Below are 23,219 nucleotides of genomic sequence, written 5' to 3'. Positions count from 1 at the left end.
GATATAAGAAAGCGGCGTAGCAAACGCTACGCCGGAGGGGATTACAGGCTCAGTAATTTATCGAGCGACGGCGCAAAGTAGTAACCGCCGGTGACCGGCTTAGTGAAGCGCAGCATACCGTCACGCTTCCCGTCAGCGTCGCCAAACATGCTCAACAGCTGCTGTTCAATGTTATGCAAACGCGCGCAATAGGCGATGAAATAGAGACCGTGCACGCCGCTGGCGGTGCCATAAGGCAGGCTCTGACGCACAATTTTCAGCCCCTTGCCGTCTTCTTTCAGATCGACTCGGCTCAGGTGAGAAGTGGCTGGCCGCGCGTCGCCGTCAATCTCTTCGTTTTCCTGTTTGGTACGGCCGAAGATCATCTCCTGGTCGTGCACGCTCAGGCGGTTAAGCTGCTTGAGGTTGTGTTCCCAGCGCTGAACCAGCACATAGCTGCCCCCGGCATCCACACCTTCGTTGATCACCGCCACCTGGCGACGATTCTCTTCGCCCTGTGGATTTTCGGTCCCGTCAACGAAGCCGCTGAGATCGCGCTCTTCTACCCAGCGGAAACCGTGAATCTCTTCTTCAATTTTCAGCGCATCGCCAAACGCGGCCAGCGCGGCCTGAGCCACGGAGAAGTTCACGTCATGGCGCAGAGAAAGAATGTGGATCATCACATCGTGCTGGGTCGCGGGCGCCAGGCCTTTGCCTAGTGGCGTAAAGTTTTTCAGCTCTGCGGCACCTTCGCCTTTGCTGAGGTCGCGCCACAGGTCGTGCCCGAAGCCAACGGTGGCACCCAGCATCGCGTCAGGGAATTGTTCCTGGAAAGCATTCAACGCTTCAATAAAGGTTTTGCACCCTGCGCTCAGCGCGCTGAAGTCGCCCTGGACAGAAGCTTCCAGCCAAACGGCGGCACGACAATGTTCCGGCAGAATGCCGCTTTGAACCCGAGACATGATTCCTCCTGAAAAAAATGCCACCAAAGGTGGCACATAACTATGATGACTCCGAACGGAGGCATTTATCGGGCTATTCTAACCTGATTTATTCACGCCGACTTGCGACGGCGCAAACCCGGCGCAAATTTTATCGACGCCAGATAATTTTGTTAAGCGTCCATTTCTTCAGCGTATCATCCGACGGCATCAATCCTTCCGGCCCGTGCCACTCGCCTGTAAACAGATAGCTGATGTGCTGGCTGTTCGGCGCCTGGCAGAGAACGCCTGCCGCATCGTCGCCGGTCGCTTTTTCGCAGACCCCAAACGCTTTCTGATACAGATCGCTGAAAGGCGTGCCGATTTTCACACCGCTGGCGGTTTTGATGTCAGCATCCATCACATCTACGCGACTCACGGTGCCTTTTTCGCCGTTCACCACCAGCTTAACGTCTTTGTCTTTCATCGCCTCAAAGTAGCGCACGATGGTGCCGTTTTCAGTTTTCATGCCGCTGCGCAGACGATAATTGTCATTCAACCCCTCGCTCACGGCCTTCTCATCCATCGCGGTGGCTGAAGTCAGTTTCCCCACGCCCTGCTCGCTCACCTCAACGGAAGAGCCAAACCAGTTCCACGGATAAGCTGCAGACCAGTTAACGGAGGACAGCGTGGAACACCCGCTCAGAACCAGCGACAGGCCTAGCATCATCAGGCGTAGAAATTTCATTGATCATTCCTTTTCAAAAAATGGTAACGGCCCTTGGAGTGCGGGGATGTCAAAAAGTGCCGCTTAACTCGTTTTTCAGGGCAAAGTAATCCCGCAGCCGGCGGTTAGTCAGCAGCCACCAAAGCGCGAACAGATCGATAATCAGCAGAACAAGGGTGGTACCGGTTAGCGTTTCATCCCCGGCCAGCAGCGCCAGTTGCCACGCCAGCAGCCCAACCTGGGCGGCAATCAATATCCAGCGAAACGCCCGCCAGAACCGGGGCCAAAGGTGGCGACGTCCGCTGAGCAAAAAGGCCAGCGCAGCCGGAATACCGAGGATCAGCCCCAGCCAGAAGTTATCGCGATCGGGATAAAACAGGCCCAGCAGCGCATCGCCCTGCTGACGAGAAGCCCCCGCCAGCACCAGCAAAACCCAGGTGCGGGCCTGTAACAACAACACCGCCCAGAACAGCAGCGGTGCTTTTAAGTTGCCCTGTGAATCATAATCAGCAGGCAAATACATGGCATGAACACATTTGAAAATTAATATTCCTGATCTTCTATCAGCCGTTTGCCGAGCAAAATGGTGTCCTGATGCTCGTAATCGAGCTTTTCATAAAGGCCGATAACCAGATCGTTCTCTTCGCGCACCATGATGTGGATCTTCGGGCAACCGCGGGCAATCAGCTTCTTTTCCAGCCGGTTCAGCAAGGCGTTAGCAATGCCGCGGCCCCGAAACTCCGGGTGCACGCCCAGGTAATAGGCTGACCCCCGATGGCCGTCATACCCGCCCATCAACGAACCGACGATCTCGCCGCCCACCTCAGCGACTAAAAACAGGTCCGCATCGTGATGCAGCTTACGTTCAATGTCCATTTCCGGGTCATTCCATGGGCGCAGTAAATCGCAGCGCTCCCAAAGGGTAATGACCTCTTCGAAATCTTCCTGGCGAAAAACGCGAATTTCCATGGTATTAGCCACCTTAAGCCGTAAAAGGTTGATTATGGCGTTAACCGTCCGTTAAGCCAATAACTGCCGCAAAAGCGCGAAAAAAATGGCATAATCTCCGACCAGTCATGAAATGAAACGAATGGATATACATTTCTGACGCCAGAGTGTCGTTTGCATGAAGCCGATACGTTATAACTTCCCATCTGGACTCCATAAGATAAATAATTCATCCGCATGAGCAAAATTAAATCGCTAACGCAACTTACGACGCGCCGCCAGGTCCTGCTCACAGGTTTAGCAGCGTTGACGCTAACCGGTATGAACCAAGCGCTGGCAAAGGAAGAAGCCAAATCGCTGAAAACCACCAATTCCCACAGTAAAGTGGCCAAAAAATCCGGGGCAAAACGCATTGTTATGCTCGACCCGGGCCACGGTGGGATTGATACCGGCGCCATCGGCCACAACGGATCGAAAGAAAAACACGTGGTGCTGGCCATTGCCAAAAACGTGCGCAGCATCCTGCGCAGCAACGGGATCGATGCCAGGCTGACCCGCACCACGGACGAATTTATTCCGCTGTACGATCGCGTTGAAATCGCCCACCAGCACGGCGCAGATCTGTTTATGTCGATCCACGCGGATGGCTTCACCAGTCCAACCGCCGCAGGTGCCTCCGTATTCGCCCTGTCTAACCGAGGCGCAAGTAGCGCCATGGCGAAATATCTTTCAGACAGAGAGAACGCCGCGGATGACGTAGCGGGCAGCAAAGTGAAAGACAAAGATCACTACCTGCAGCAGGTACTGTTTGATCTGGTGCAGACCGACACGATTAAAAACAGCCTGACGCTCGGCTCGCATATTCTGAAACAGATAAAGCCGGTGCATAAGCTGCACAGCCGCAACACGGAACAGGCAGCCTTCGTCGTTCTGAAGTCGCCGTCTATTCCGTCCGTGCTGGTTGAAACGTCGTTCATCACCAACCCGGGCGAAGAAAAGCTGCTCGGCACCACCGCCTTCCGCCAGAAGATTGCCACCGCCATCGCCTCCGGCGTGATGAGCTATTTCAACTGGTTTGATAACCATAAAGTCCACGGTAAGAAGCGTTAATTTTTATGACTGAGCCCGATATCCACGCCGTAAAACAGTTCCTGCTCTCCCTGCAGGACAAAATATGCCAGCAGCTTTCCGCCCTTGATGGCGCCGTCTTCCAGGAAGACAACTGGCAGCGAGAAGGCGGCGGCGGCGGGCGCAGTCGGGTTTTACGCGGCGGCGCGGTGTTTGAACAGGCTGGCGTGAACTTTTCTCACGTTCACGGCGACGCCATGCCGGCATCGGCCACGGCCCACCGTCCGGAACTGGCGGGCAGAAGCTTTCAGGCCATGGGCGTTTCGCTGGTGGTACACCCGAACAACCCTTATGTGCCGACCAGCCACGCCAACGTACGTTTCTTTATTGCTGAAAAACCGGGTGCCGATCCGGTCTGGTGGTTTGGCGGCGGCTTCGACTTAACGCCTTACTACGGCTTCGAAGAAGATGCGGTGCACTGGCACCGCACCGCGCGCGACCTGTGTCAGCCGTTTGGTGATGACGTTTTCCCGCGTTATAAAAAGTGGTGCGATGACTACTTCTTTATCAGACACCGCAACGAGCAGCGCGGTATCGGCGGGCTGTTCTTCGACGATCTGAACAAGCCAGACTTTGACTACGGCTTCCGCTTTATCCAGGCCGTCGGGCAGGGATTCCTGGACGCTTATCTGCCGATTGTTGAACGCCGCAAGGATCATCCCTTCGGCGAGCGCGAGCGTGACTTCCAGCTGTATCGCCGTGGGCGCTACGTTGAGTTCAACCTGGTGTGGGATCGCGGCACGCTGTTTGGCCTGCAAACCGGTGGACGCACCGAATCGATTTTAATGTCGATGCCGCCGCTGGTGCGCTGGGAGTATGACTATCAGCCAGAAGAAGGCAGCCCGGAGGCTGCCCTGTATTGTGATTTCCTGCCAGTGAAGGAGTGGGTGTAGCTTTCGCGTTTTTACCCTCACCCTAACCCTCTCCCTAAAAGGGAGAGGGGATTTTTAGTGCTCGCTGTACCCCATATCCCTTTGGGGAAAGATGACTCTATTATCCGCTTTACTCGGTTTTCCCCCTCGCCCCTCCGGGGAGAGGGCCGGGGTAAGGGGGAGTTCAATCACAGCGGCGCGGTTTGCGCCTCCACAACCGCCAGCGCCACCATATTCACAATGCGACGCACAGAGGCAATCGGCGTCAATACGTGAACTGGCTTCGCCACGCCCATCAGGACCGGCCCAACGGTTACTCCTTCAGAGCTCGACACGCGCAGCAGGTTATAGCTAATACGCGCCGCCTCAACGTTCGGCATGATCAGGATGTTGGCAGAGCCTTTCAGCGGGCTGTCCGGCATACGCTCATGGCGAATACTTTCAACCAGCGCGGCGTCTCCGTGCATCTCCCCGTCAATTTCCAGGTCAGGCGCACGCTCGCGCACCAGATCCAGCGTTTTGCGCATTTTGCAGGCGGCTTTGCTGTTGGAAGAACCGTAGTTGGAGTGGGAAAGCAGCGCGACTTTCGGCTCAATGCCGAAGCGGCGCACCGTTTCCGCCGCCAGCAGCGTGATTTCCGTCAGTTCTTCCGGCGTAGGGTCATCGTTCACATAGGTATCCGCGATGAAGGTGTTGCCGCTCGGCAGCAGCAGCGCGTTCATCGCCCCGGCAGCCTTCACGCCTTCGCGGTAGCCAAACAGCTTCTCTACCACGTCAAAGTGCTCGTGATATTCGCCGATTGTCCCGCATATCAGCGCATCCGCTTCACCACGGTGCACCATGATCGCCCCGATCACAGTCGTGTTGCTGATCACCGCCCGCTGCGCCTGCTCCTGAGTGATCCCACGGCGCTTCATGATGTTGTAGTACTCGTGCCAGTACTCTTTGAAACGCGGATCGGATTCGTTATTCACGATCTCAAAATCTTTGCCCGGCTGAATTTGCAGGCCCAGCTTTTTGATACGCATTTCGATAACGCTTGGACGACCAATCAGGATAGGCTTCGCCAGTCCCAAAGTGATCAGCTCCTGTGTGGCATGCAGCACGCGCGCTTCTTCCCCTTCACTTAACACCACGCGCTTCGGCTCTTTGCGCGCCTGGGAGAAGATCGGCTTCATAAACAGGTTAGTTTTGTAGACAAACTCTTCCAGCTTCTCGCTGTAAGCATTGAAATCCTGAATCGGGCGCGTGGCAACGCCGGAGTCCATCGCTGCTTTGGCTACCGCCGGGGCAATTTTCACGATCAGGCGCGGGTCAAATGGCTTAGGAATAATGTATTCCGGGCCGAACGTCAGTTCCTGCTCGCCGTAGGCAGAGGCCACCACATCGCTTTGTTCGGCGTGAGCCAGTTCGGCTATCGCATGCACGGCAGCCAGCTTCATCTCTTCGTTAATCGCCGTGGCGCCCACGTCCAGCGCGCCACGGAAGATGAACGGGAAGCACAGCACGTTGTTCACCTGGTTCGGGTAGTCCGAACGGCCGGTACAGATAATGGCTTCCGGACGCACCTCTTTCGCCAGCGGCGGCAGAATTTCAGGCTCAGGGTTAGCCAGCGCCAGAATCAGCGGCGCTTTGCCCATTTTCTTCACCATTTCCTGGGTCAGCACTTTCGGGCCGGAGCAGCCGAGGAAGATGTCCGCGCCTTCAATCACGTCGTCCAGCGTCCGCTTGCCGCTGTCTTCTACGGCATAGGCGGCTTTGGTTTCGGCCATGTTCTCTTCGCGGCCTTTATAAATAACGCCCTTCGAGTCACAAACCACGATGTTGTGTTTTTGCATTCCCAGCGCGACCAGCAGGTTCATACAGGCGATTGCCGAAGCCCCCGCGCCGGAAACTACCAGCCGTACATCGGTAATGTTCTTTTCAACCACGCGCAGGCCGTTCAGCACCGCGGCGGTACAAATAATCGCGGTGCCGTGCTGGTCGTCGTGGAACACCGGAATGTTCATGCGCTCGCGCAGCTTCTGCTCTATGTAGAAACACTCCGGTGCCTTGATATCTTCCAGGTTAATGCCGCCGAAAGTGGGTTCCAGCGCGGCCACCACGTCGATAAGCTTGTCCGGATCCATCTCATCAATTTCGATATCGAAGACATCGATACCGGCGAATTTTTTAAACAGGACGCCCTTACCTTCCATGACCGGCTTGCCTGCCAGCGCGCCGATATTGCCTAGCCCGAGCACCGCGGTACCGTTAGAAACCACGCCCACAAGGTTGCCGCGCGCGGTGTATTTGTAGGCGGCGAGCGGGTCCTTTTCAATTTCAAGGCAAGGTGCCGCTACGCCCGGCGAATACGCCAGCGCCAGGTCACGCTGGGTAGCAAGGGGTTTGGTCGGAGAAACCTGGATTTTCCCCGGAATTGGAAACTCATGGAAATCGAGGGCACTTTGCTTCAGTTGTTCATCCATTGCATCGTTCCTTTTTGGGTCTTCTTTATTGTTACGTCAGCCGCCTAGTATCACGCGGGCACGTTTCGCAAACTTTGAAGGTAGCCATACTATTAAGATTAGGCGTGATTATTGTTAGCTAACTATAGAACCAATGTTAGTGGCTGCCCCGTCATCGCCCCCATCTGCTATGCTTTTGGGTTATGCAAAGCGTAAATTTTCACGGCGAGCGACACGGAACGCTCAGGTAAGACGTTGCTTTTTCAAGGAGATAGTAATGAATCAGCTAGACAGCATTAAACAGTACACCACCGTGGTTGCCGACAGCGGTGATATCGACTCTATTCGCCACTACCAGCCTGAAGACGCCACCACCAACCCTTCATTGTTGTTAAAAGCCGCGGGGCTTGAGCAATATCAGCCGCTGATTGATGACGCGCTGGCCTACGGCAAACAGCGCGGCGGCAGCAGGGAACAAATTGTGGCCGAAGCCAGTGACAAACTGGCGGTCAATGTCGGTGCGGAAATTCTGAAAAGCATTCCAGGTCGCGTGTCTACCGAAGTGGATGCCCGTCTCTCCTACGACAAAGAAAAGAGCATCAGCAAGGCTCGTCGCCTGGTGGACCTGTACGCCGAACAGGGGATCGATAAATCCCGCATTCTCATCAAGCTGGCGTCAACCTGGGAAGGCATCCGCGCGGCGGAAGAGCTGCAAAAAGAAGGCATCAACTGCAACCTGACACTGCTGTTCTCTTTTGCTCAGGCGCGTGCCTGTGCGGAAGCGGGCGTTTTCCTGATTTCCCCGTTCGTGGGCCGTATTTACGACTGGTATCAGGCGCGTAAACCGATGGATCCGTATATCGTTGAAGAAGATCCGGGCGTGAAATCCGTGCGCAATATCTACGACTACTTCAAGCAACATAACTATGAAACCATCGTCATGGGCGCCAGCTTCCGCCGTAAAGAACAAATCCTCGCCCTGGCGGGCTGCGACCGGCTGACCATCGCCCCTAACCTGCTGCAGCAGCTGCAGGACAGTGAAGAAGAAGTTATCCGTAAATTGATCCCATTCTCACAGGGCTTCCGCCGTCCGGCCCCCATGAGCGAAGCGGAATTCCGTTGGGAACATAGCCAGGATGCTATGGCCGTGGAAAAACTGGCCGAAGGGATCCGCCTGTTCGCCATAGATCAACGCAAACTGGAAGACCTGCTCGCCGCCAAACTTTAACAAGACCTGGAGTGAAACATGTCATCACGTAAAGAGCTTGCCAACGCCATTCGCGCCCTCAGTATGGATGCGGTCCAGAAAGCCAATTCCGGCCACCCCGGAGCGCCCATGGGCATGGCCGATATCGCCGAGGTGCTGTGGAATGATTTCCTCAGCCATAACCCGTCTAACCCGCACTGGGCCAACCGCGACCGCTTCGTGCTGTCGAACGGCCATGCGTCGATGCTGCTTTACAGCCTGCTGCACCTGAGCGGCTATGACCTGCCGCTGGAGGAGTTGAAAAACTTCCGCCAGCTTCACTCCAAAACGCCCGGCCACCCGGAAGTGGGCTATACCCCCGGCGTGGAAACCACCACCGGCCCGCTGGGCCAGGGGTTAGCCAACGCCGTGGGGATGGCGATTGCCGAGCGCACGCTGGCCGCGCAGTTTAACCAGCCGGGCCATGACATCGTTGACCACTACACCTATGTGTTCATGGGCGACGGCTGCCTGATGGAGGGCATTTCCCATGAGGTATCTTCCCTTGCCGGGACGCTGGGTTTAGGCAAGCTGATCGGCTTCTATGACCATAACGGGATTTCCATCGACGGGGAAACCGATGGCTGGTTTACCGACGACACGGCCAAACGCTTCGAGGCCTATCACTGGCACGTGATCCATGAGATTGACGGCCACGACCCGGCAGCGCTGAAAAAAGCCATCAAAGAAGCCCAGAGCGTGAAGGACAAACCGTCCCTCATCATCTGCCGCACCGTGATCGGCTTTGGTTCGCCAAACAAAGCGGGCAAGGAAGAGGCTCACGGCGCACCGCTGGGTGAAGAAGAAGTCGCCCTGGCGCGCAAGCAGCTCGGCTGGAAATACCCGCCGTTTGAGATCCCAAAAGAGGTCTATCACGCCTGGGACGCCAAAGAGGCAGGCGAAAAAGCGGAGGCCGCCTGGAAAGAGAAGTTTGCCGCTTACGCAAAGGCTCACCCTACCCTGAGCGCCGAATTTAAACGCCGTACGGAAGGTAAACTGCCGGATAACTGGCAGAAAACAGCCCAAAGCTACATTGAACAACTGCAGGCGAACCCGGACAAAATCGCCACCCGCAAAGCCTCGCAGAATACCCTTAACGCCTTTGGTCCGTCGCTGCCGGAACTGCTTGGCGGCTCCGCCGATCTGGCCCCAAGTAACCTGACCATCTGGAAAGGCTCGAGGTCGATTAAAGAGGACACCGCCGGGAATTATATCCACTACGGCGTACGCGAATTCGGTATGACCGCCATTGCCAACGGCATCGCCCTGCACGGCGGCTTTATCCCTTACACCGCCACTTTTCTGATGTTTGTGGAATACGCCCGTAACGCGGCACGCATGGCGGCGCTGATGAAGGCGCGGCAGATCATGGTTTATACCCATGATTCCATCGGCCTTGGGGAAGATGGCCCGACACACCAGGCCGTCGAGCAGCTAGCCAGCCTGCGCCTGACGCCCAACTTCAGCACCTGGCGGCCTTGCGATCAGGTTGAGGCCGCAGTGGCCTGGAAATCCGCGCTTGAGCGCCAGACCGGCCCAACTGCGCTGATCCTGTCTCGCCAGAATCTGGCCCAGATGGACCGTACGCCTGAGCAACTGAAAGCGATCGGCCGAGGGGGTTATATTCTGAAGGACAGCGACGGCAAACCAGACCTCATCCTGATTGCCACAGGCTCTGAGATTGAAATCACCGTCGAGGCCGCGGCAGCATTGAGCAAAGAGGGGCATAAGATTCGCGTCGTGTCGATGCCGTCCACCGACGTTTTCGATGCTCAGGATGAGGCGTATCAGGAATCCGTCCTGCCTTATGCCGTGCGGGCTCGAGTGGCGGTAGAGGCCGGTATTGCCGATTACTGGTATAAATACGTCGGTCTCAAAGGCGGGATTGTGGGTATGACCACTTTCGGCGAATCCGCCCCTGCCGGGAAACTGTTCCCGTTCTTTGGCTTCACGGTAGAAAACATCGTAGCCGTAGCGAAAAAATCACTCGGCAAGAAATAGCCCACGCTGCCAGCCCTCTCCTTGCGGGGAGAGGGTTCTCTTTTATTCAGTGAATCCCAACTATTTGGTAACCCACAGCGTCGGCCAGCCACCCGCTTTATGCCAGCTATCACAGGCAGATTCAGCGGCATAACGCACAAGCCGGAAGCGCTGTCCGTCATAGCGCCAGCGCGTGGCCACGCCGCAGTCGCCAGGCCCACGCCCTTTCGCCAGGGTAGTTAACACTTTATCGTGCTCATCAAATCCCGCGTTCATTAGCTCCAGCTCAGCGCTGCCGCCGTCCGGTATAAAGGGTAATCGCAGGTGAATCGTCCTGGCGACAAACGGCTTTTGCCGGGAGATGACCCAGGCCAGATAAACCACGTTATAGGCACCTGCTTCACAGCTGGTAAGCATCAAGGCTTTATCGTCAGTCAGAGGGAAAACGCGCACTTCCCGGCGCTGCGGATCGAGCGAACACTGGCTGTTATTCATCCGCCATGTGCCGTAATCCAACAGGTCGTTCAGTTCATCGTGTGAGAGCGGCGTTGATGGTGCCGTAGCTGCAGCCACTTCTTTGAGCGGTGGAGCCGGAGGCACGCTGAGCGGAGGTCCGTCGCCTTTTTTAATCCATGCGGTTTCGCTGCCGATACGCTTTTGCTGGCTGTCGATAAAGAGCAGCGCCGCTTTGAGCCCGCTGAGTGAAATGATGCCCCTGCCGTCGGCAAGGGTAATTTTATCGCCGTTCATAACAGCGTCTAGCAGGCCGTTTATCGCCTCCGGATTATTGGTCATCAAATGATGAGGCGACACTTTCCAATCGCTGGGCTGGATAGCAAGTGGCGCGTCGTCGAGCCGCAGCCTCGGTGCTACAGGCGAGACTTTAACGTCCGCACTCTCCATATTCCCCAGGTCGATGCGCAAACTGGCGTCAGTGCGGGCCCCGGCACCCCGGGTAATCGTCATCACCAACCCCTGATGCAGTCCGGTATTTCTGGTGCTGCAAAAGTTCTGGTTATTGCAGGTCACCTGCCAGTCGGAAAACTGCTTTTGCGCTGGCGCGGCAAATGCAGAATTGGCTACCAGCAATGCAAGCATAAGCAAGGAAGATGTCCGATAGAACATTGAAGGCTGCCCTAAAAAGCGAAGCGTGAAAAACGTACGATGGTGCGACGTATCTTCGGCCCACGAGACAGCCTGCTCAATCGGATTTGTCGGATAGCTTTATATCAATATTAAAAATCGCAATAACATGATTTTATGGATTTTTACCCCATAATATTGCGCAACTGTAGCTGTTGAAGCAGGATCACTGTCTTCCCGTCGCGAATGTCCCCATTCTTCACCATCGCCATTGCCTGGCTAAACGGGATTTCCAGCACGTCGATATCTTCATCTTCCACGCCGCCGCCGGCGCCTTCTCGCTGAGAATCACTGTATTCTGCCAGATAGAAGTAAATGATTTCGGTCACGCCACCGGGCGACATATACAACTCAAAGACTTTCTCAACCTCTCCTACCTGAAAGCCCGTTTCTTCCATCGCCTCTTTGCGGGCGCAGACTTCTGGCTCGTCGGCATCCAGCAGCCCGGCACAGGCTTCTATCAGCATGCCATCTTCATTCCCGTTAACCCAGGTCGCGACGCGGAACTGGCGTGTTAGCACCACGCTTTTCTTTTCGCGGTTATAAAGCAGGATAGTTGCGCCATTGCCCCGGTCATAAACCTCACGCTTATGGCGAACGCTTTCAGCCCCGTTACGAGACAGGTCATAGGTAATATTGCGCAGGATGAAGTAGTTATCAGACAGGACTTTATCTTTGATGACTTCGATATGTAACGACATACGGTCTCCACAAGGCGGTAAGGGAGCCGACAATCATATGCCGTTCTGTGAGCGTTGTCGCGTGGCGTTAAGTTTGTTTTTTGGGTGTGATTTTATTTATGTTGACCAGATGGTGGTTCCGTTCACTTCCAGCCCTTTTTTATATGCAGCCCCCGCACCGGTGAACGTCTCAGGGGAGTCACCGTCACTCCCCTGAGAACCCGGACTCCCGGCCAAATAAATCGACCGCTGAAGCGGCAGACCTCCGTTTTATCTCCCAGTCCTGGGTCGGCTGAGATGCGTTCCCGACGCTCTCAGCCTCCGGCCGTTCCCGACGCCCGGACCCTGGCCAGTCGGAGAGAAAACGGAGGCGATTTAAGCCGGAACCGAGCCTCGCTTCAAGCTCATAGCCACACGGAACGTTAACGTTGCTGCAAGTCCTACAGCCATGCCCTTGTTCCCGGCTCTCATCGCCCCCGGGTATGACCCAACTCAGGCGGGGTTGAGCTGTCGGGAACAGCGAAAGAGAGCGATCGTCGGGAACGAATCGCGAACGACCCCGAATGTTTGGGTGATAGCCGGTGGGTTTACCGCTTCTGCGGCGATGAGCTCGCCGGGCGCCAGGGTTGTCAGGGAGATGGCGTTATCTCCCTGACACGTTCACCGTGCTCTGAACGTGCAGGGAAAATCGATCTACGGGTGAACGGAAATATGCCTGGCTTACAGAAGTAAGAAATCCAGAACATTGATCAAAACCCCGCCTCAACCTCTCGCATATCCGGCAGCTTATGCGCTATGCCTTTATGGCAATCAATACAGGTTTTTCCGTCTTTGATCGCCTCATCGTGCATTTTGGCCGCCACGGTTTTCTGCGCGGTGAAATCCATATAGTCGAAGTTATGGCAGTTTCGACACTCCTGGGAGTTATTGTTTTTCATCCGCCGCCACTCGTTTTGCGCCATCGCCAGGCGGTGATCGTCAAACTTCTGCGGCGTGTCTATCAGTCCAAAGGCCTTGGCGTACAGCTCCTTGCTGGCCTGAATTTTACGGATCATTTTCGGCACCCATTCGTGCGGCACATGGCAATCCGGGCAAGTCGCACGCACGCCACTGCGGTTGTTGTAATGCACCGTGCCCATGTATTCCTCATACACGTTATTGCGCATTTCATGGCAGCCGATGCAGAACTCTTCGCGGTTGGACATTTCCATCCCGGTGTTGAAACCGCCCCAAAAAATTATCCCGGCAGCAAAGCCAATCAGCAGCAACGTGCCTAGCGCTAACCGGCTCGGCCTGCGCCACCACTGCCACACGCGTTTAATGATGCCGGGTCGACGAGTTGATTTATCCATAACTTATTTCCCAAACCCTTTGGATGGCTCGAAGGTATTTTCAACAATCGGGGCAACATCCGCCTGGGGCACGTGGCATTGCAGGCAGAAATAGCGGCGAGGCGCCACGTTCGAAAGCACCTTGCCGTCGCTATCCATAAAGTGCGTTGGGCTGACGCGCGGAGCCCCCGTGGTGCGGTAACTTTCAACGCCGTGGCACTGCAGGCAGCGGTTGCTGGTCGTCGTGACCTGGTAGCCGTCCACGCTATGCGGGATCATCGGCGGCTGGTTAACGTAGTTCAGCGCCATCCGCTGCTGCTGCTTTGGCATCAGCACAGCCCCTTCCGGGGTGCCGGACACTTCAGGCGATTGCTTAAGATCCACGCCGGTTGCCGCCCAAAGCGCACCGCTGACCACCAGAGTGAATGCCGCTCCCCATTGAAACAACGCCTTCATCAGGCCTTGGTTATTCATGATTTAGCTCCCAGGCTCCATCGAATTGTTATTCTGAAAACACCCTCCGGGCACTTAGCGATGCCGCGACCAAAGGGCATTGCGCGTTACACCTTCGCCAGCTTTACGGCGCACTTCTTGAAATCCGCCTCTTTGGAGAGCGGGTCGGTGGCGTCGAGCGTCAGGTTATTCACAAGCTGCGCGGCGTCGAAGAACGGCATGTAGACCAGGCCTCGGGGCGGCTTATTGCGGCCACGGGTTTCGACGATGGAAACCACTTCTCCACGGCGAGAAATCACCTTCACCTTGTCGCCACGGCGCAGGCCGCGCGCCTGGGCATCCAGCGGATGCACAAACGTGACGGCCTCGGGGAAGGCACGATGCAGCTCCGGCACGCGGCGCGTCATGCTGCCGGTATGCCAGTGCTCGAGCACACGCCCGGTAGATAGCCACAGGTCGTACTCCTGGTCCGGGGCTTCTGCCGCCGGCTCGAACGGCAGTGCGAAGATCACCGCTTTCCCGTCCGGTTTACCGTAGAACTTGAAGCCTTCCCCGGCCTTAACGTACGGATCGTGGCCCTCGCTGTAGCGCCACTGGGTTTCTTTCCCGTCGACCACCGGCCAGCGTAAGCCCCGGGCTTTGTGGTACTCATCAAACGGGGCCAGATCGTGCCCGTGCCCGCGGCCAAAGCTGGCGTATTCCTCAAACAGGCCTTTTTGCAGGTAGAAGCCCAGCTCGCGGGATTCGTCGTTTAGCTGCTCTGCTGCCAGTTCGGTCACCGGGAACTTGCGGACCGCATCGCTGGCAAACAGCACGTCGAACAAGGTTTTGCCCCGGTATTCTGGTTTTTTCTCGAGAAGCTCAGTAGGCCAGACATCCTCGACCTTGAAGCGTTTCGCGAAGGTCACAAGTTGCCAGAGATCGGACTTCGCCTCGCCCGGCGCGCTCACCTGCTGACGCCAGAACTGCGTACGGCGCTCGGCGTTACCGTAGGCGCCCTCTTTCTCAACCCACATTGCCGTCGGCAGGATCAGGTCCGCCGTTAACGCGCTGATGGTCGGATAAGGATCGGAGACGATGATGAAATTACGCGGATCGCGCCAGCCCGGCATACGCTCTTCGGTGATATTCGGCCCGGCCTGCATGTTGTTGTTGCACATCACCCAGTACACGTTGAGCTTGCCGTCTTTCAGCGCCCTGTCCTGCGCCACTGCGTGTAAACCCACTTTGGCTGGAATGGTGCCGGCAGGCAGTTGCCAGGTTTTTTCGACGATCTCCCGGTGCTTTTCGTTAGTGACAACCATGTCTGCCGGTAAGCGGTGAGCAAAAGTGCCCACTTCACGCGCGGTGCCGCAGGCGGACGGCTGCCCGGTCAGCGAGAATGGCCCGCAGCCTGGCTGAGAGATTTTCCCGGTCAGAAGGTGCAGGTTGTAAACCAGGTTATTCGCCCAGACGCCGCGCACGTGCTGGTTAAAGCCCATCGTCCAGTAGGAAATCACTTTCTTATTCGGGTCAGCGTAGAGCTTCGCGAGCGCTTCAAGCTGGTCTTTCGGCACCCCGCTCATTGCAGCGGTTTTCTCCAGCGTGTACTCGGCGACAAACGTTTTGTATTCGTCGAAGCTCATCGGCTCGGAAGCGTCAGATCCCGGATTCTTCGCGGCCTTTTCCAGCGGGTGCGTCGGGCGCAGCCCATAGCCAATATCCGTCACGCCACGGCGCAGGTTAACGTGCTGCTTAAAGAACGACTCGTTCACCGCGTTGTTCTGAATAATGTAGTTGGCGATGTAGTTCAGGATCGCCAGATCGCTTTGCGGCGTGAAGACCATACCGTTGTCCGCCAGCTCGAAGCTGCGGTGCTGGAAGGTCGAAAGCACGGCAACCTTGACGTTTTCATCGGACAGGCGGCGGTTAGCGATGCGTGACCAGAGCACCGGATGCATCTCCGCCATGTTGGAGCCCCAAAGCACAAAGGCGTCCGCCTGCTCAATATCGTCATAGCAGCCCATCGGCTCATCCATGCCGAAGGTGCGCATAAAGCCCACTACGGCAGACGCCATGCAGTGACGAGCGTTCGGATCGATGTTGTTAGAACGGAAGCCCGCCTTAAACAACTTCGCGGCGGCGTAGCCTTCCCACACCGTCCACTGGCCGGAGCCAAACATGCCGATGCCGTCCGGGCCTTTCTCTTTCAGGGTGTTCTTGAATTTATCTTCCATCACGTCGAAGGCTTTTTCCCAGCTTATCGGCTGGAACTCGCCCTCTTTGTGGTACTGCCCGTCTTTCATGCGCAGCAGCGGCTGGGTGAGACGATCTTTTCCGTACATGATCTTTGGCAGGAAGTAGCCCTTAATGCAATTCAGCCCTCGGTTGACCGGCGCTTCCGGGTCGCCCTGGCTTGCGACGACGCGGCCGTTTTGGGTCCCCACCAGCACGCCGCAGCCGGTACCGCAGAAGCGGCACGGCGCTTTGTCCCATTTAATGGCATCGGGTTTGCCGACCACAGCACGAGCCACGCCCGGAGCGCTGAGGCCCGCCGCCGCGGCAGCTGCGGCAACGGCATTCGCTTTCATAAAGCTACGACGACTGAGTTTCATGGTGCTTCCTCACCTTGTTCATTCTGCTGGTGATAAACCAGCGACACCGCCAGCACGCCGGAGATATTGCGTGCCCGCTCAATTTGTTCCAGCAGCGTGTTGCTTTCGGCGGCTTCAATAACCACCGCAAGTTTGCCGCTGTCGATATCGTCAACCGCAACCTCGCTGCCGGGCAGCGAGTTGATCGCGCTGCGTACGGCAGCAACATGTTCAGGTCTGGCCTGAACCACCAGGCCGCATACGTGCCAGTCAGTGTGCATTTTGTGGCCTCAGGGTGATGGCTGACGTTGGGCACCCGGCAACACAAGCGCCGCAGCCGTGACAGGCAGACAAAGAAATCTGTGGACGGGAAACATCCTGCAGAGTGGGGATGAACCGGATGGCCTGCGGTTCACAGGCATCTTCGCAGCTGCGACATTCCACCTGATGCCAGGCCAGACAGGTTTCGCCGAGCTGTAAAGTCAGTGCCCAGGGTTGCGCTGATTGCGGTGCAAAAAGCCGCTGAGGGCAGGCGTCCGCGCACGCGTAGCAGAAGGTGCACTCGCCCCGGCTAAAGTCGATTTCGGGGTAGCCGCCCTGGCCACGGCGAAGCACCCGGCTCTGACAGGCGGTCACGCAGCTATCGCAGCGCGTGCAGTCCAGAAGAAAATGGTTTTCATCGCCGCTCCACGGAGGGCGAATAGCGGGAGTAGAACTGTGCCAGCCCCCGGTCAGCAGGCCGCGACGGGTCAGTTTAGCCATTGGGCAGATCCTTGCTCAAAATGCCCGGCCAGGTCGCCACCGGGTAGAAACGTCATTCTTTTTATCCGCGTGTTCTCTGCGGTTTTTACGGCACTTAAGGTATGTGACGAGGGGTTACAAAAGCATCCCCATAAAGGGGTAAATGCCGTTGTCGGATCAAAGAGGTGCACGGTTTCGGCGTGACGAGGAGGAATCAGCAGATGTAAGGCAGACGTTATGCTGTCGCAAAGCTTGCGTTAAATACGACTGCATTTTTCGCGCTGGGGCGAAAAAGTCACCGCCAGGCGTTTGCGTCTCAGGCAGATTCTGGTAGGTTTCGCTCCACCGCATACTTTAAAGGGTTATTCCCCCGTGACAGTCAAACGCTCGGTCTCCACCAGCCTTGCCCGCGCTTTCTTTTCGATTGTTTTACTGTCATTGCTTTCCACCGGCATCGCGATGCTGACGCTCGCCAGCAGCCTGAAAGACGCAGAAGCGGTGAATATTGCGGGCTCGCTGCGTATGCAGAGCTACCGCCTGGGCTACGATCTTCAGAGTGACCCCAGGGCTATTGCGGTACATTTACAGCAGTATCAACAGTCGCTGAACGCCCCAACATTGCAGCAGCTTAACCGGTTTTGGGTGCCTGCTGAGGTGCAAGCCCGCTATAACGCCCTGCAGCATGCCTGGCAGCAAATGCAACAGCATATTCAGAACGAAGACATCGACTGGTACCGCTATAACATTGCCGCCTACGTGGAACAAATCGACCTGTTTGTGCTGGCGCTGCAGCATTATGCCGAGCGAAAAATGATGCAGGTTGTCGCGGCTTCGGTGGTCGGTTTTATCGCTATTTTTACCCTGGTATTCTTCACTTTGCGCCGCATCCGCCAGCAGGTGGTCATGCCGCTCAATACCATGGTGGAAGCGAGTAAAGCTATTGAGCGCGGCGAATTTACCCTCCCGAACCTTGACCGCTCTCTGCCCAATGAGCTGGGCGCCCTGGCACAGGCATTTATCCGCATGGCGGATGAGCTGCAAAAACTTTATCGTTCCTTAGAGCAGCAGGTGGAGCAAAAGACCCTGCGCCTGCAGGAAGCCAACCGCATGCTCGAAGTGCTGTACAGCTGCTCCCAGGCGCTGAACGTCAGCACCATCAATCGCGACTGCTTCGTGCAGATCCTGCAGATCATCCACCAGCATGAGGCGGTCAGCGCCCTGGAAATGCAGGTGGGTGAAAACTGGCGGCTGACGGAAGGCTCCCCGGTGGCGGACGAAAAATGGCATACCCTGCCGCTGGTTCAGCAGGACAGCGCTTTTGGCACGCTGCGCTGGCAGTCACAGGGGAAACCCCCTTCCCCACAGCTGATGAAAAGCGTGGCCACCATGCTGGGGCGAGGCGTGTACTTTAATCAGGCACAAAAACACTACCAGCAACTGCTGTTGATGGAGGAACGGGCTACGATTGCCCGCGAGCTGCATGACTCTCTGGCCCAGGTGCTCTCTTATCTTCGTATCCAGCTGACGCTGCTCAAGCGCGCGGTGCCTGAAGAAAGCCATCCCGCACAGCGAATTGTCGGGGATTTTTCCCAGGCCTTAAACGACGCCTATCGCCAGCTACGCGAGCTGCTCACCACCTTCCGCCTGACGCTGCAGCAGGCAGATTTACCCGCCGCGCTGCAGGAGCTGCTTGAACCGCTGCGCGAGCAAACCCAGGCAGAAATTAGCCTGAAATGCAGCATGCCGACTCAGGTTCTGGACGCTTCGCAGCAAATCCACCTGCTGCAAATCATCCGGGAGGCGGTACTGAATGCGATTAAACACGCCAATGCGAGCCATATTGAGGTGGTTTGCCGCTCAGAAAGCGGCGGCGAGCATTTCGCTTCGGTATTTGACAACGGACACGGGATTGCCAGCCTTGAAGAGCCGGAAGGTCACTACGGGCTGAATATCATGCACGAACGCGCAGGCCGGCTTGGCGGCCAGCTGACAATATCCCGTCCGCCAGAGGGCGGAACGCGAGTAGAAGTCCACTTTACCTCTGCGCCTCCGGCTGACGCCGGGAGCCATAACAATAATTAGCTTTATTCAGGAGTTAGCAATGTCTGAGAAAACGGTATACCAGGTTTTAATCGTGGACGATCACCCGCTTATGCGGCGTGGAGTGCGCCAGTTGCTTGAGCTGGACAGCACGTTTACGGTCGTCGGTGAAGCCAGCAGCGGTGCGGAGGCCATCAGTTTAGCGAATCGCCTGTCACCGGATTTGATTCTGCTCGACCTGAACATGAAGGGCCTGAGCGGCCTCGATACGCTCAACGCCCTGCGCCGGGACGGGATCAGCGCCCGCGTGGTTATCCTGACCGTGTCAGACGCCCGCAGCGATATCTTTACGCTGATTGATGCCGGGGCCGATGGTTACCTGCTGAAAGACAGCGATCCGGAGGTTTTATTACAGGACATTCACCGCTGCCTGACGGGTGAAAAAGCATTTAGCGAGCAGGTACGCGAGTACCTGACCAACCGTGGGAGTGAGCGGCAGAGCAGCGATCCGTTTGCTATTCTCACTGAGCGTGAGCTGGACGTGCTGTCAGAGGTGGCCCGTGGGCTGTCAAATAAGCAAATTGCCAGCGGGCTACATATTTCAGAAGAGACGGTAAAAGTGCATATCCGTAACCTGCTTCGTAAGCTGCAGGTGAGGTCACGCGTCGCGGCCACGGTATTATTTTTGGAAAGCCGGGGTTAAAACGACCCAATAAACGGTATGGTTACAAATCCTGCCAATTCCAAAGCATATTTACACTATCTCCTAGATTTCTCCACGTTTGACTAAGCGGTTAAAGCTACAGTGATGCGGTTATTGATAACAATTAGAAGCTTTTAAGGGGTCCTGACCGCATGGCGAATTTTTTCATTTCTCGCCCCATTTTTGCCTGGGTGCTGGCAATTTTACTTTGCCTGACCGGGGCACTGGCTATTTTTTCACTGCCCGTCGAACAATATCCCGATCTTGCGCCACCCAACGTAAGGATCACCGCCAACTATCCAGGCGCTTCCGCGCAAACTCTGGAAAACACCGTCACGCAGGTGATAGAGCAAAGCATGACCGGCCTGGACAACATGATGTACATGTCGTCCCAAAGCAGCAGTGCCGGTCAGGCCACCATTACCCTGAGCTTTAAGGCCGGGACGGACCCGGACTCTGCGGTACAGCAGGTGCAAAACCAGCTGCAGTCTGCGGTAAGAAAGCTGCCGCAGGACGTGCAGACTCAGGGCGTCACGGTGAACAAAACCGGTGACACCAATATTCTGATGGTGGCCTTTGTTTCCACCGACGGCAGCATGGATAAGCAGGACATCGCTGACTACGTGGCCAGTAACGTACAGGACCCGATGAGCCGCGTGAACGGCGTCGGCAGCGTCGATGCTTACGGCTCGCAGTATTCCATGCGTATCTGGCTCGACCCGAATAAGCTCATCAACTACCAGATGACCACTCAGGACGTAGTCACCGCCATCAAATCCCAGAATGCGCAAATTGCCGTGGGCCAGCTTGGCGGCACGCCGTCGCTGGACAAACAGGCGCTGAACGCCACCATCAACGCCCAGTCGCTCCTGCAAACACCGCAGCAGTTCAAAGACATTACGCTGAGGGTGAATCAGGACGGTTCGCTGGTCACGCTGGGGGACGTGGCAGACGTTGAGATGGGAGCGGAGAAGTATGACTTCCTGAGCACCTACAACGGGCAGCCCGCTTCGGGGCTTGGCATTAAGCTGGCTTCCGGTGCCAACGAAATGGAAACCGACAAGCTGGCCCGCGCCAAAATCGAAGAGCTTTCGCAGTTTTTCCCACACGGTCTGGAAGCTAAAGTTGCCTACGAAACCTCCCCGTTCGTTAAAGCCTCAATCACCGACGTGGTGAAAACGCTGCTGGAAGCGATTCTGCTGGTGTTCCTGGTGATGTACCTGTTCCTGCAAAACTTCCGCGCCACGCTTATCCCGACGATTGCCGTGCCGGTGGTGCTGCTCGGCACCTTTGCCGTGCTGTATGTCTTCGGCTATAGCATTAACACGCTGACGATGTTCGCCACCGTACTGGCTATCGGCCTGCTGGTGGATGACGCCATCGTGGTGGTAGAAAACGTCGAGCGAATTATGAGCGAGGAAGGTCTCTCCCCTCGGGAGGCGACACGCAAATCCATGGGCCAAATCCAGGGCGCGCTGGTCGGCATCGCCATGGTGCTCTCCGCCGTGTTCGTGCCGATGGCGTTCTTTGGCGGCACAACCGGGGCGATTTACCGTCAGTTCTCGGTCACTATCGTCGCCGCCATGGTGCTCTCGGTGCTGGTGGCGATGATCCTCACCCCAGCCCTGTGTGCAACCATTCTTAAGCCGCTGCATAAAGGTGAGCATCACGGCCAGAAAGGCTTCTTTGGTTGGTTTAACCGCACCTTTAACCGCAGCGCCGAACGCTACGAAAACGGCGTGGCAAGAATCCTCTCCCGCAGCCTACGCTGGATGCTGATTTATGCCCTGCTGCTTGGCGGCATGGTGTTCCTGTTCCTCAAACTGCCGACGTCATTCCTGCCCCAGGAAGACCGCGGCGTGTTCACCACCTCAGTACAGCTTCCGAGCGGCGCAACGCAGCAGCAGACAACCAAAGTGGTGCAGCAGGTGGAGCAGTATTACCTCACCAAAGAGAAAGACAACGTCGTGTCGGTGTTCTCCACCATTGGCGCAGGCCCAGGCGGGAACGGGCAAAACGTCGCGCGCATGTTTATTCGCCTGAAGGACTGGGACGAACGCAACGCCGACGGCAGTTCGTTTGCCATCATTGAACGGGCCACCAAAGCCTTTAATAAGATCAAAGAAGCGCGCGTCATTGCCAGCAGCCCGCCAGCGATTAACGGTTTGGGCAACGCCGCAGGCTTTGATATGGAGCTGCAGGATCATGCCGGCGCTGGGCACGATGCGCTCATGCAGGCGCGTGACCAGCTGTTGGAAATGGCCGGCAATAACCCGCAGCTCACGCGAGTGCGCCACAACGGCCTGGACGACAGCCCGCAGCTGCAAATCGATATCGACCAGCGTAAGGCTCAGGCGCTGGGCGTCTCCATCGATGATATCAACAACACCCTGCAAACGGCCTGGGGCTCAAGCTATGTGAATGACTTTATGGATCGCGGGCGCGTGAAGAAAGTGTATGTCCAGGCTGCGGCCAAGTACCGCATGCTGCCGGACGATATCAATAGCTGGTACGTGCGTAATAAAACAGGCGGCATGGTGCCGTTCTCCGCCTTTGCCACTTCCCGGTGGGAAACAGGCTCGCCTCGCCTGGAGCGATACAACGGCTATTCCGCGCTGGAAATTGTCGGGGAAGCGGCACCTGGGTTAAGTACCGGTACCGCCATGGACATTATGGAAGATCTGGTCAGCAAGCTGCCGAACGGCTTTGGTCTCGAGTGGACGGGCATGTCCTACCAGGAACGCCTCTCCGGCGCGCAGGCCCCTGCCCTGTATGCCATTTCATTGCTGGTCGTATTTCTGTGCCTTGCGGCGCTGTACGAGAGCTGGTCCGTGCCGTTCTCTGTCATGCTGGTGGTACCACTTGGGGTGATTGGCGCCCTGCTCGCCACCTGGATGCGAGGCCTTGAGAATGACGTTTACTTCCAGGTCGGGCTGCTAACGGTGATCGGGCTTTCGGCGAAAAACGCCATTTTGATCGTCGAATTTGCCAACGACCTGAACGCCAAAGGCCAGGACCTGGTTGCCGCCACGCTTGAGGCCTGCCGCCAGCGACTGCGCCCGATATTAATGACGTCCCTGGCGTTTATTTTCGGGGTTCTGCCGATGGCGACCAGTACCGGGGCAGGCTCCGGCAGCCAGCATGCGGTAGGCACCGGCGTGATGGGCGGGATGCTCTCCGCCACCGTGCTGGCCATCTTCTTTGTGCCGCTGTTCTTTGTCCTGGTACGCAGACGCTTCCCGCTCAAAGAGCACCACGACTAAACTCTCGGGCAATAAGCCACAAAAAAGGCGGCCTTTTCAGGTCGC

Annotated in this window: 19 protein-coding genes; 7 read left to right on the top strand and 12 right to left on the bottom strand. The window is 56.6% G+C overall.

The genetic code is table 11. From position 1 onward, the window contains the following. Nucleotides 1-41: 41 nt before the first annotated feature. The 4 genes from F3J28_RS01280 to F3J28_RS01265 form a co-directional block, all read right to left on the bottom strand. A complete protein-coding gene (locus F3J28_RS01280; RefSeq protein ID WP_166871987.1) occupies nucleotides 42-941 on the bottom strand; it encodes a Dyp-type peroxidase in 900 nt (299 codons plus the stop codon). A gap of 130 nt (nucleotides 942-1,071) precedes the next feature. Then, nucleotides 1,072-1,647 carry an RpoE-regulated lipoprotein gene (locus F3J28_RS01275; protein ID WP_166871984.1) on the bottom strand — a complete coding sequence of 192 codons (576 nt, stop codon included), beginning with the start codon at nucleotides 1,645-1,647 and terminating at the stop codon, nucleotides 1,072-1,074. A gap of 49 nt (nucleotides 1,648-1,696) precedes the next feature. Next, entirely contained in the window at nucleotides 1,697-2,149 is a 453-nt protein-coding gene (locus tag F3J28_RS01270; RefSeq protein WP_166871981.1) for a DUF2919 domain-containing protein, read from the bottom strand. Between the two features lie 20 nt (nucleotides 2,150-2,169). Next, complete coding sequence (locus F3J28_RS01265) at nucleotides 2,170-2,595, bottom strand: GNAT family acetyltransferase (RefSeq protein WP_008459564.1); 426 nt, start codon at nucleotides 2,593-2,595, stop codon at nucleotides 2,170-2,172. A 216-nt stretch (nucleotides 2,596-2,811) separates the two neighbouring features. Between F3J28_RS01265 and amiA the strand changes: the two genes are divergently transcribed. After that, nucleotides 2,812-3,684 (top strand): N-acetylmuramoyl-L-alanine amidase AmiA, encoded by an 873-nt coding sequence (amiA, locus tag F3J28_RS01260; protein ID WP_008459562.1) that lies wholly within the window; start codon nucleotides 2,812-2,814, stop codon nucleotides 3,682-3,684. Nucleotides 3,685-3,689: 5 nt separating this feature from the next. Further along, on the top strand, nucleotides 3,690-4,595 hold the full coding sequence (hemF, locus tag F3J28_RS01255; protein ID WP_166871978.1) for an oxygen-dependent coproporphyrinogen oxidase: 906 nt from the start codon (nucleotides 3,690-3,692) through the stop codon (nucleotides 4,593-4,595). Nucleotides 4,596-4,762: 167 nt separating this feature from the next. Here the strand turns inward: hemF and maeB are convergent, their stop codons facing one another. After that, nucleotides 4,763-7,042: an NADP-dependent oxaloacetate-decarboxylating malate dehydrogenase gene (gene maeB, locus F3J28_RS01250; RefSeq protein WP_008459558.1), complete on the bottom strand. Its 2,280-nt coding sequence runs from the start codon at nucleotides 7,040-7,042 to the stop codon at nucleotides 4,763-4,765. 256 nt (nucleotides 7,043-7,298) lie between these two features. Here maeB and tal point away from each other — a divergent pair, with 256 nt between their 5' ends. Both tal and tkt read left to right on the top strand, forming a co-directional pair. Then, nucleotides 7,299-8,249 (top strand): transaldolase, encoded by a 951-nt coding sequence (gene tal / locus F3J28_RS01245; protein ID WP_166871975.1) that lies wholly within the window; start codon nucleotides 7,299-7,301, stop codon nucleotides 8,247-8,249. Between the two features lie 18 nt (nucleotides 8,250-8,267). Continuing rightward, a complete protein-coding gene (gene tkt / locus F3J28_RS01240) occupies nucleotides 8,268-10,268 on the top strand; it encodes a transketolase (protein ID WP_166871972.1) in 2,001 nt (666 codons plus the stop codon). A 60-nt stretch (nucleotides 10,269-10,328) separates the two neighbouring features. Here tkt and F3J28_RS01235 read toward each other — a convergent pair whose 3' ends face one another. From F3J28_RS01235 to napF, 7 genes are all read right to left on the bottom strand, one after another. Then, the gene (locus F3J28_RS01235; RefSeq protein WP_166871968.1) at nucleotides 10,329-11,372 is read right to left on the bottom strand and encodes a DUF1176 domain-containing protein; all 1,044 of its coding nucleotides are present in this window, start codon (nucleotides 11,370-11,372) and stop codon (nucleotides 10,329-10,331) included. A 143-nt stretch (nucleotides 11,373-11,515) separates the two neighbouring features. Then, nucleotides 11,516-12,091 carry a GDP-mannose pyrophosphatase NudK gene (nudK, locus tag F3J28_RS01230; protein WP_166871965.1) on the bottom strand — a complete coding sequence of 192 codons (576 nt, stop codon included), beginning with the start codon at nucleotides 12,089-12,091 and terminating at the stop codon, nucleotides 11,516-11,518. 728 nt (nucleotides 12,092-12,819) lie between these two features. Continuing rightward, nucleotides 12,820-13,422, bottom strand: a complete 603-nt coding sequence (gene napC, locus F3J28_RS01225) for a cytochrome c-type protein NapC (protein ID WP_166871963.1) — start codon at nucleotides 13,420-13,422, stop codon at nucleotides 12,820-12,822. A 3-nt stretch (nucleotides 13,423-13,425) separates the two neighbouring features. Continuing rightward, the gene (gene napB, locus F3J28_RS01220; protein ID WP_166871960.1) at nucleotides 13,426-13,875 is read right to left on the bottom strand and encodes a nitrate reductase cytochrome c-type subunit; all 450 of its coding nucleotides are present in this window, start codon (nucleotides 13,873-13,875) and stop codon (nucleotides 13,426-13,428) included. An 86-nt stretch (nucleotides 13,876-13,961) separates the two neighbouring features. Then, entirely contained in the window at nucleotides 13,962-16,448 is a 2,487-nt protein-coding gene (gene napA / locus F3J28_RS01215) for a nitrate reductase catalytic subunit NapA (RefSeq protein ID WP_166871957.1), read from the bottom strand. After that, nucleotides 16,445-16,708, bottom strand: a complete 264-nt coding sequence (napD, locus tag F3J28_RS01210) for a chaperone NapD (protein WP_039295845.1) — start codon at nucleotides 16,706-16,708, stop codon at nucleotides 16,445-16,447. Before napD ends, napA begins: the two co-directional genes overlap by 4 nt. Next, complete coding sequence (gene napF / locus F3J28_RS01205; RefSeq protein WP_166871954.1) at nucleotides 16,698-17,189, bottom strand: ferredoxin-type protein NapF; 492 nt, start codon at nucleotides 17,187-17,189, stop codon at nucleotides 16,698-16,700. The genes napD and napF overlap by 11 nt, the downstream gene beginning before the upstream one ends. 351 nt (nucleotides 17,190-17,540) lie before the next feature. Here napF and narQ point away from each other — a divergent pair, with 351 nt between their 5' ends. The 3 genes from narQ to acrD all read left to right on the top strand — a co-directional run bounded on the left by narQ (nucleotide 17,541) and on the right by acrD (nucleotide 23,174). After that, nucleotides 17,541-19,250 (top strand): nitrate/nitrite two-component system sensor histidine kinase NarQ, encoded by a 1,710-nt coding sequence (narQ, locus tag F3J28_RS01200; protein WP_166871951.1) that lies wholly within the window; start codon nucleotides 17,541-17,543, stop codon nucleotides 19,248-19,250. A gap of 19 nt (nucleotides 19,251-19,269) precedes the next feature. Beyond that, on the top strand, nucleotides 19,270-19,911 hold the full coding sequence (narP, locus tag F3J28_RS01195; RefSeq protein WP_166871949.1) for a nitrate/nitrite response regulator protein NarP: 642 nt from the start codon (nucleotides 19,270-19,272) through the stop codon (nucleotides 19,909-19,911). A gap of 152 nt (nucleotides 19,912-20,063) precedes the next feature. After that, nucleotides 20,064-23,174 (top strand): multidrug efflux RND transporter permease AcrD, encoded by a 3,111-nt coding sequence (gene acrD, locus F3J28_RS01190; protein WP_166871946.1) that lies wholly within the window; start codon nucleotides 20,064-20,066, stop codon nucleotides 23,172-23,174. Nucleotides 23,175-23,219: the final 45 nt, after the last annotated feature.

Origin of the sequence: Enterobacter sp. Ap-1006 (assembly GCF_011752835.1) — a bacterium.
In the GTDB taxonomy this organism is placed as follows: domain Bacteria; phylum Pseudomonadota; class Gammaproteobacteria; order Enterobacterales; family Enterobacteriaceae; genus Cedecea.
The sequence above is the reverse complement of the archived record's forward strand: the minus strand, read 5'-3'. Positions and strand labels throughout refer to the sequence as shown.

Coding starts and splice junctions, on each gene's coding strand:
- F3J28_RS01280 (WP_166871987.1), bottom strand. CDS start 941: ATGTCTCGGGTTCAAAGCGGCATTCTGCCGGAACATTGTCGTGCCGCC.
- F3J28_RS01275 (WP_166871984.1), bottom strand. CDS start 1,647: ATGAAATTTCTACGCCTGATGATGCTAGGCCTGTCGCTGGTTCTGAGC.
- F3J28_RS01270 (WP_166871981.1), bottom strand. CDS start 2,149: ATGTATTTGCCTGCTGATTATGATTCACAGGGCAACTTAAAAGCACCG.
- F3J28_RS01265 (WP_008459564.1), bottom strand. CDS start 2,595: ATGGAAATTCGCGTTTTTCGCCAGGAAGATTTCGAAGAGGTCATTACC.
- amiA (WP_008459562.1), top strand. CDS start 2,812: ATGAGCAAAATTAAATCGCTAACGCAACTTACGACGCGCCGCCAGGTC.
- hemF (WP_166871978.1), top strand. CDS start 3,690: ATGACTGAGCCCGATATCCACGCCGTAAAACAGTTCCTGCTCTCCCTG.
- maeB (WP_008459558.1), bottom strand. CDS start 7,042: ATGGATGAACAACTGAAGCAAAGTGCCCTCGATTTCCATGAGTTTCCA.
- tal (WP_166871975.1), top strand. CDS start 7,299: ATGAATCAGCTAGACAGCATTAAACAGTACACCACCGTGGTTGCCGAC.
- tkt (WP_166871972.1), top strand. CDS start 8,268: ATGTCATCACGTAAAGAGCTTGCCAACGCCATTCGCGCCCTCAGTATG.
- F3J28_RS01235 (WP_166871968.1), bottom strand. CDS start 11,372: ATGTTCTATCGGACATCTTCCTTGCTTATGCTTGCATTGCTGGTAGCC.
- nudK (WP_166871965.1), bottom strand. CDS start 12,091: ATGTCGTTACATATCGAAGTCATCAAAGATAAAGTCCTGTCTGATAAC.
- napC (WP_166871963.1), bottom strand. CDS start 13,422: ATGGATAAATCAACTCGTCGACCCGGCATCATTAAACGCGTGTGGCAG.
- napB (WP_166871960.1), bottom strand. CDS start 13,875: ATGAATAACCAAGGCCTGATGAAGGCGTTGTTTCAATGGGGAGCGGCA.
- napA (WP_166871957.1), bottom strand. CDS start 16,448: ATGAAACTCAGTCGTCGTAGCTTTATGAAAGCGAATGCCGTTGCCGCA.
- napD (WP_039295845.1), bottom strand. CDS start 16,708: ATGCACACTGACTGGCACGTATGCGGCCTGGTGGTTCAGGCCAGACCT.
- napF (WP_166871954.1), bottom strand. CDS start 17,189: ATGGCTAAACTGACCCGTCGCGGCCTGCTGACCGGGGGCTGGCACAGT.
- narP (WP_166871949.1), top strand. CDS start 19,270: ATGTCTGAGAAAACGGTATACCAGGTTTTAATCGTGGACGATCACCCG.
- acrD (WP_166871946.1), top strand. CDS start 20,064: ATGGCGAATTTTTTCATTTCTCGCCCCATTTTTGCCTGGGTGCTGGCA.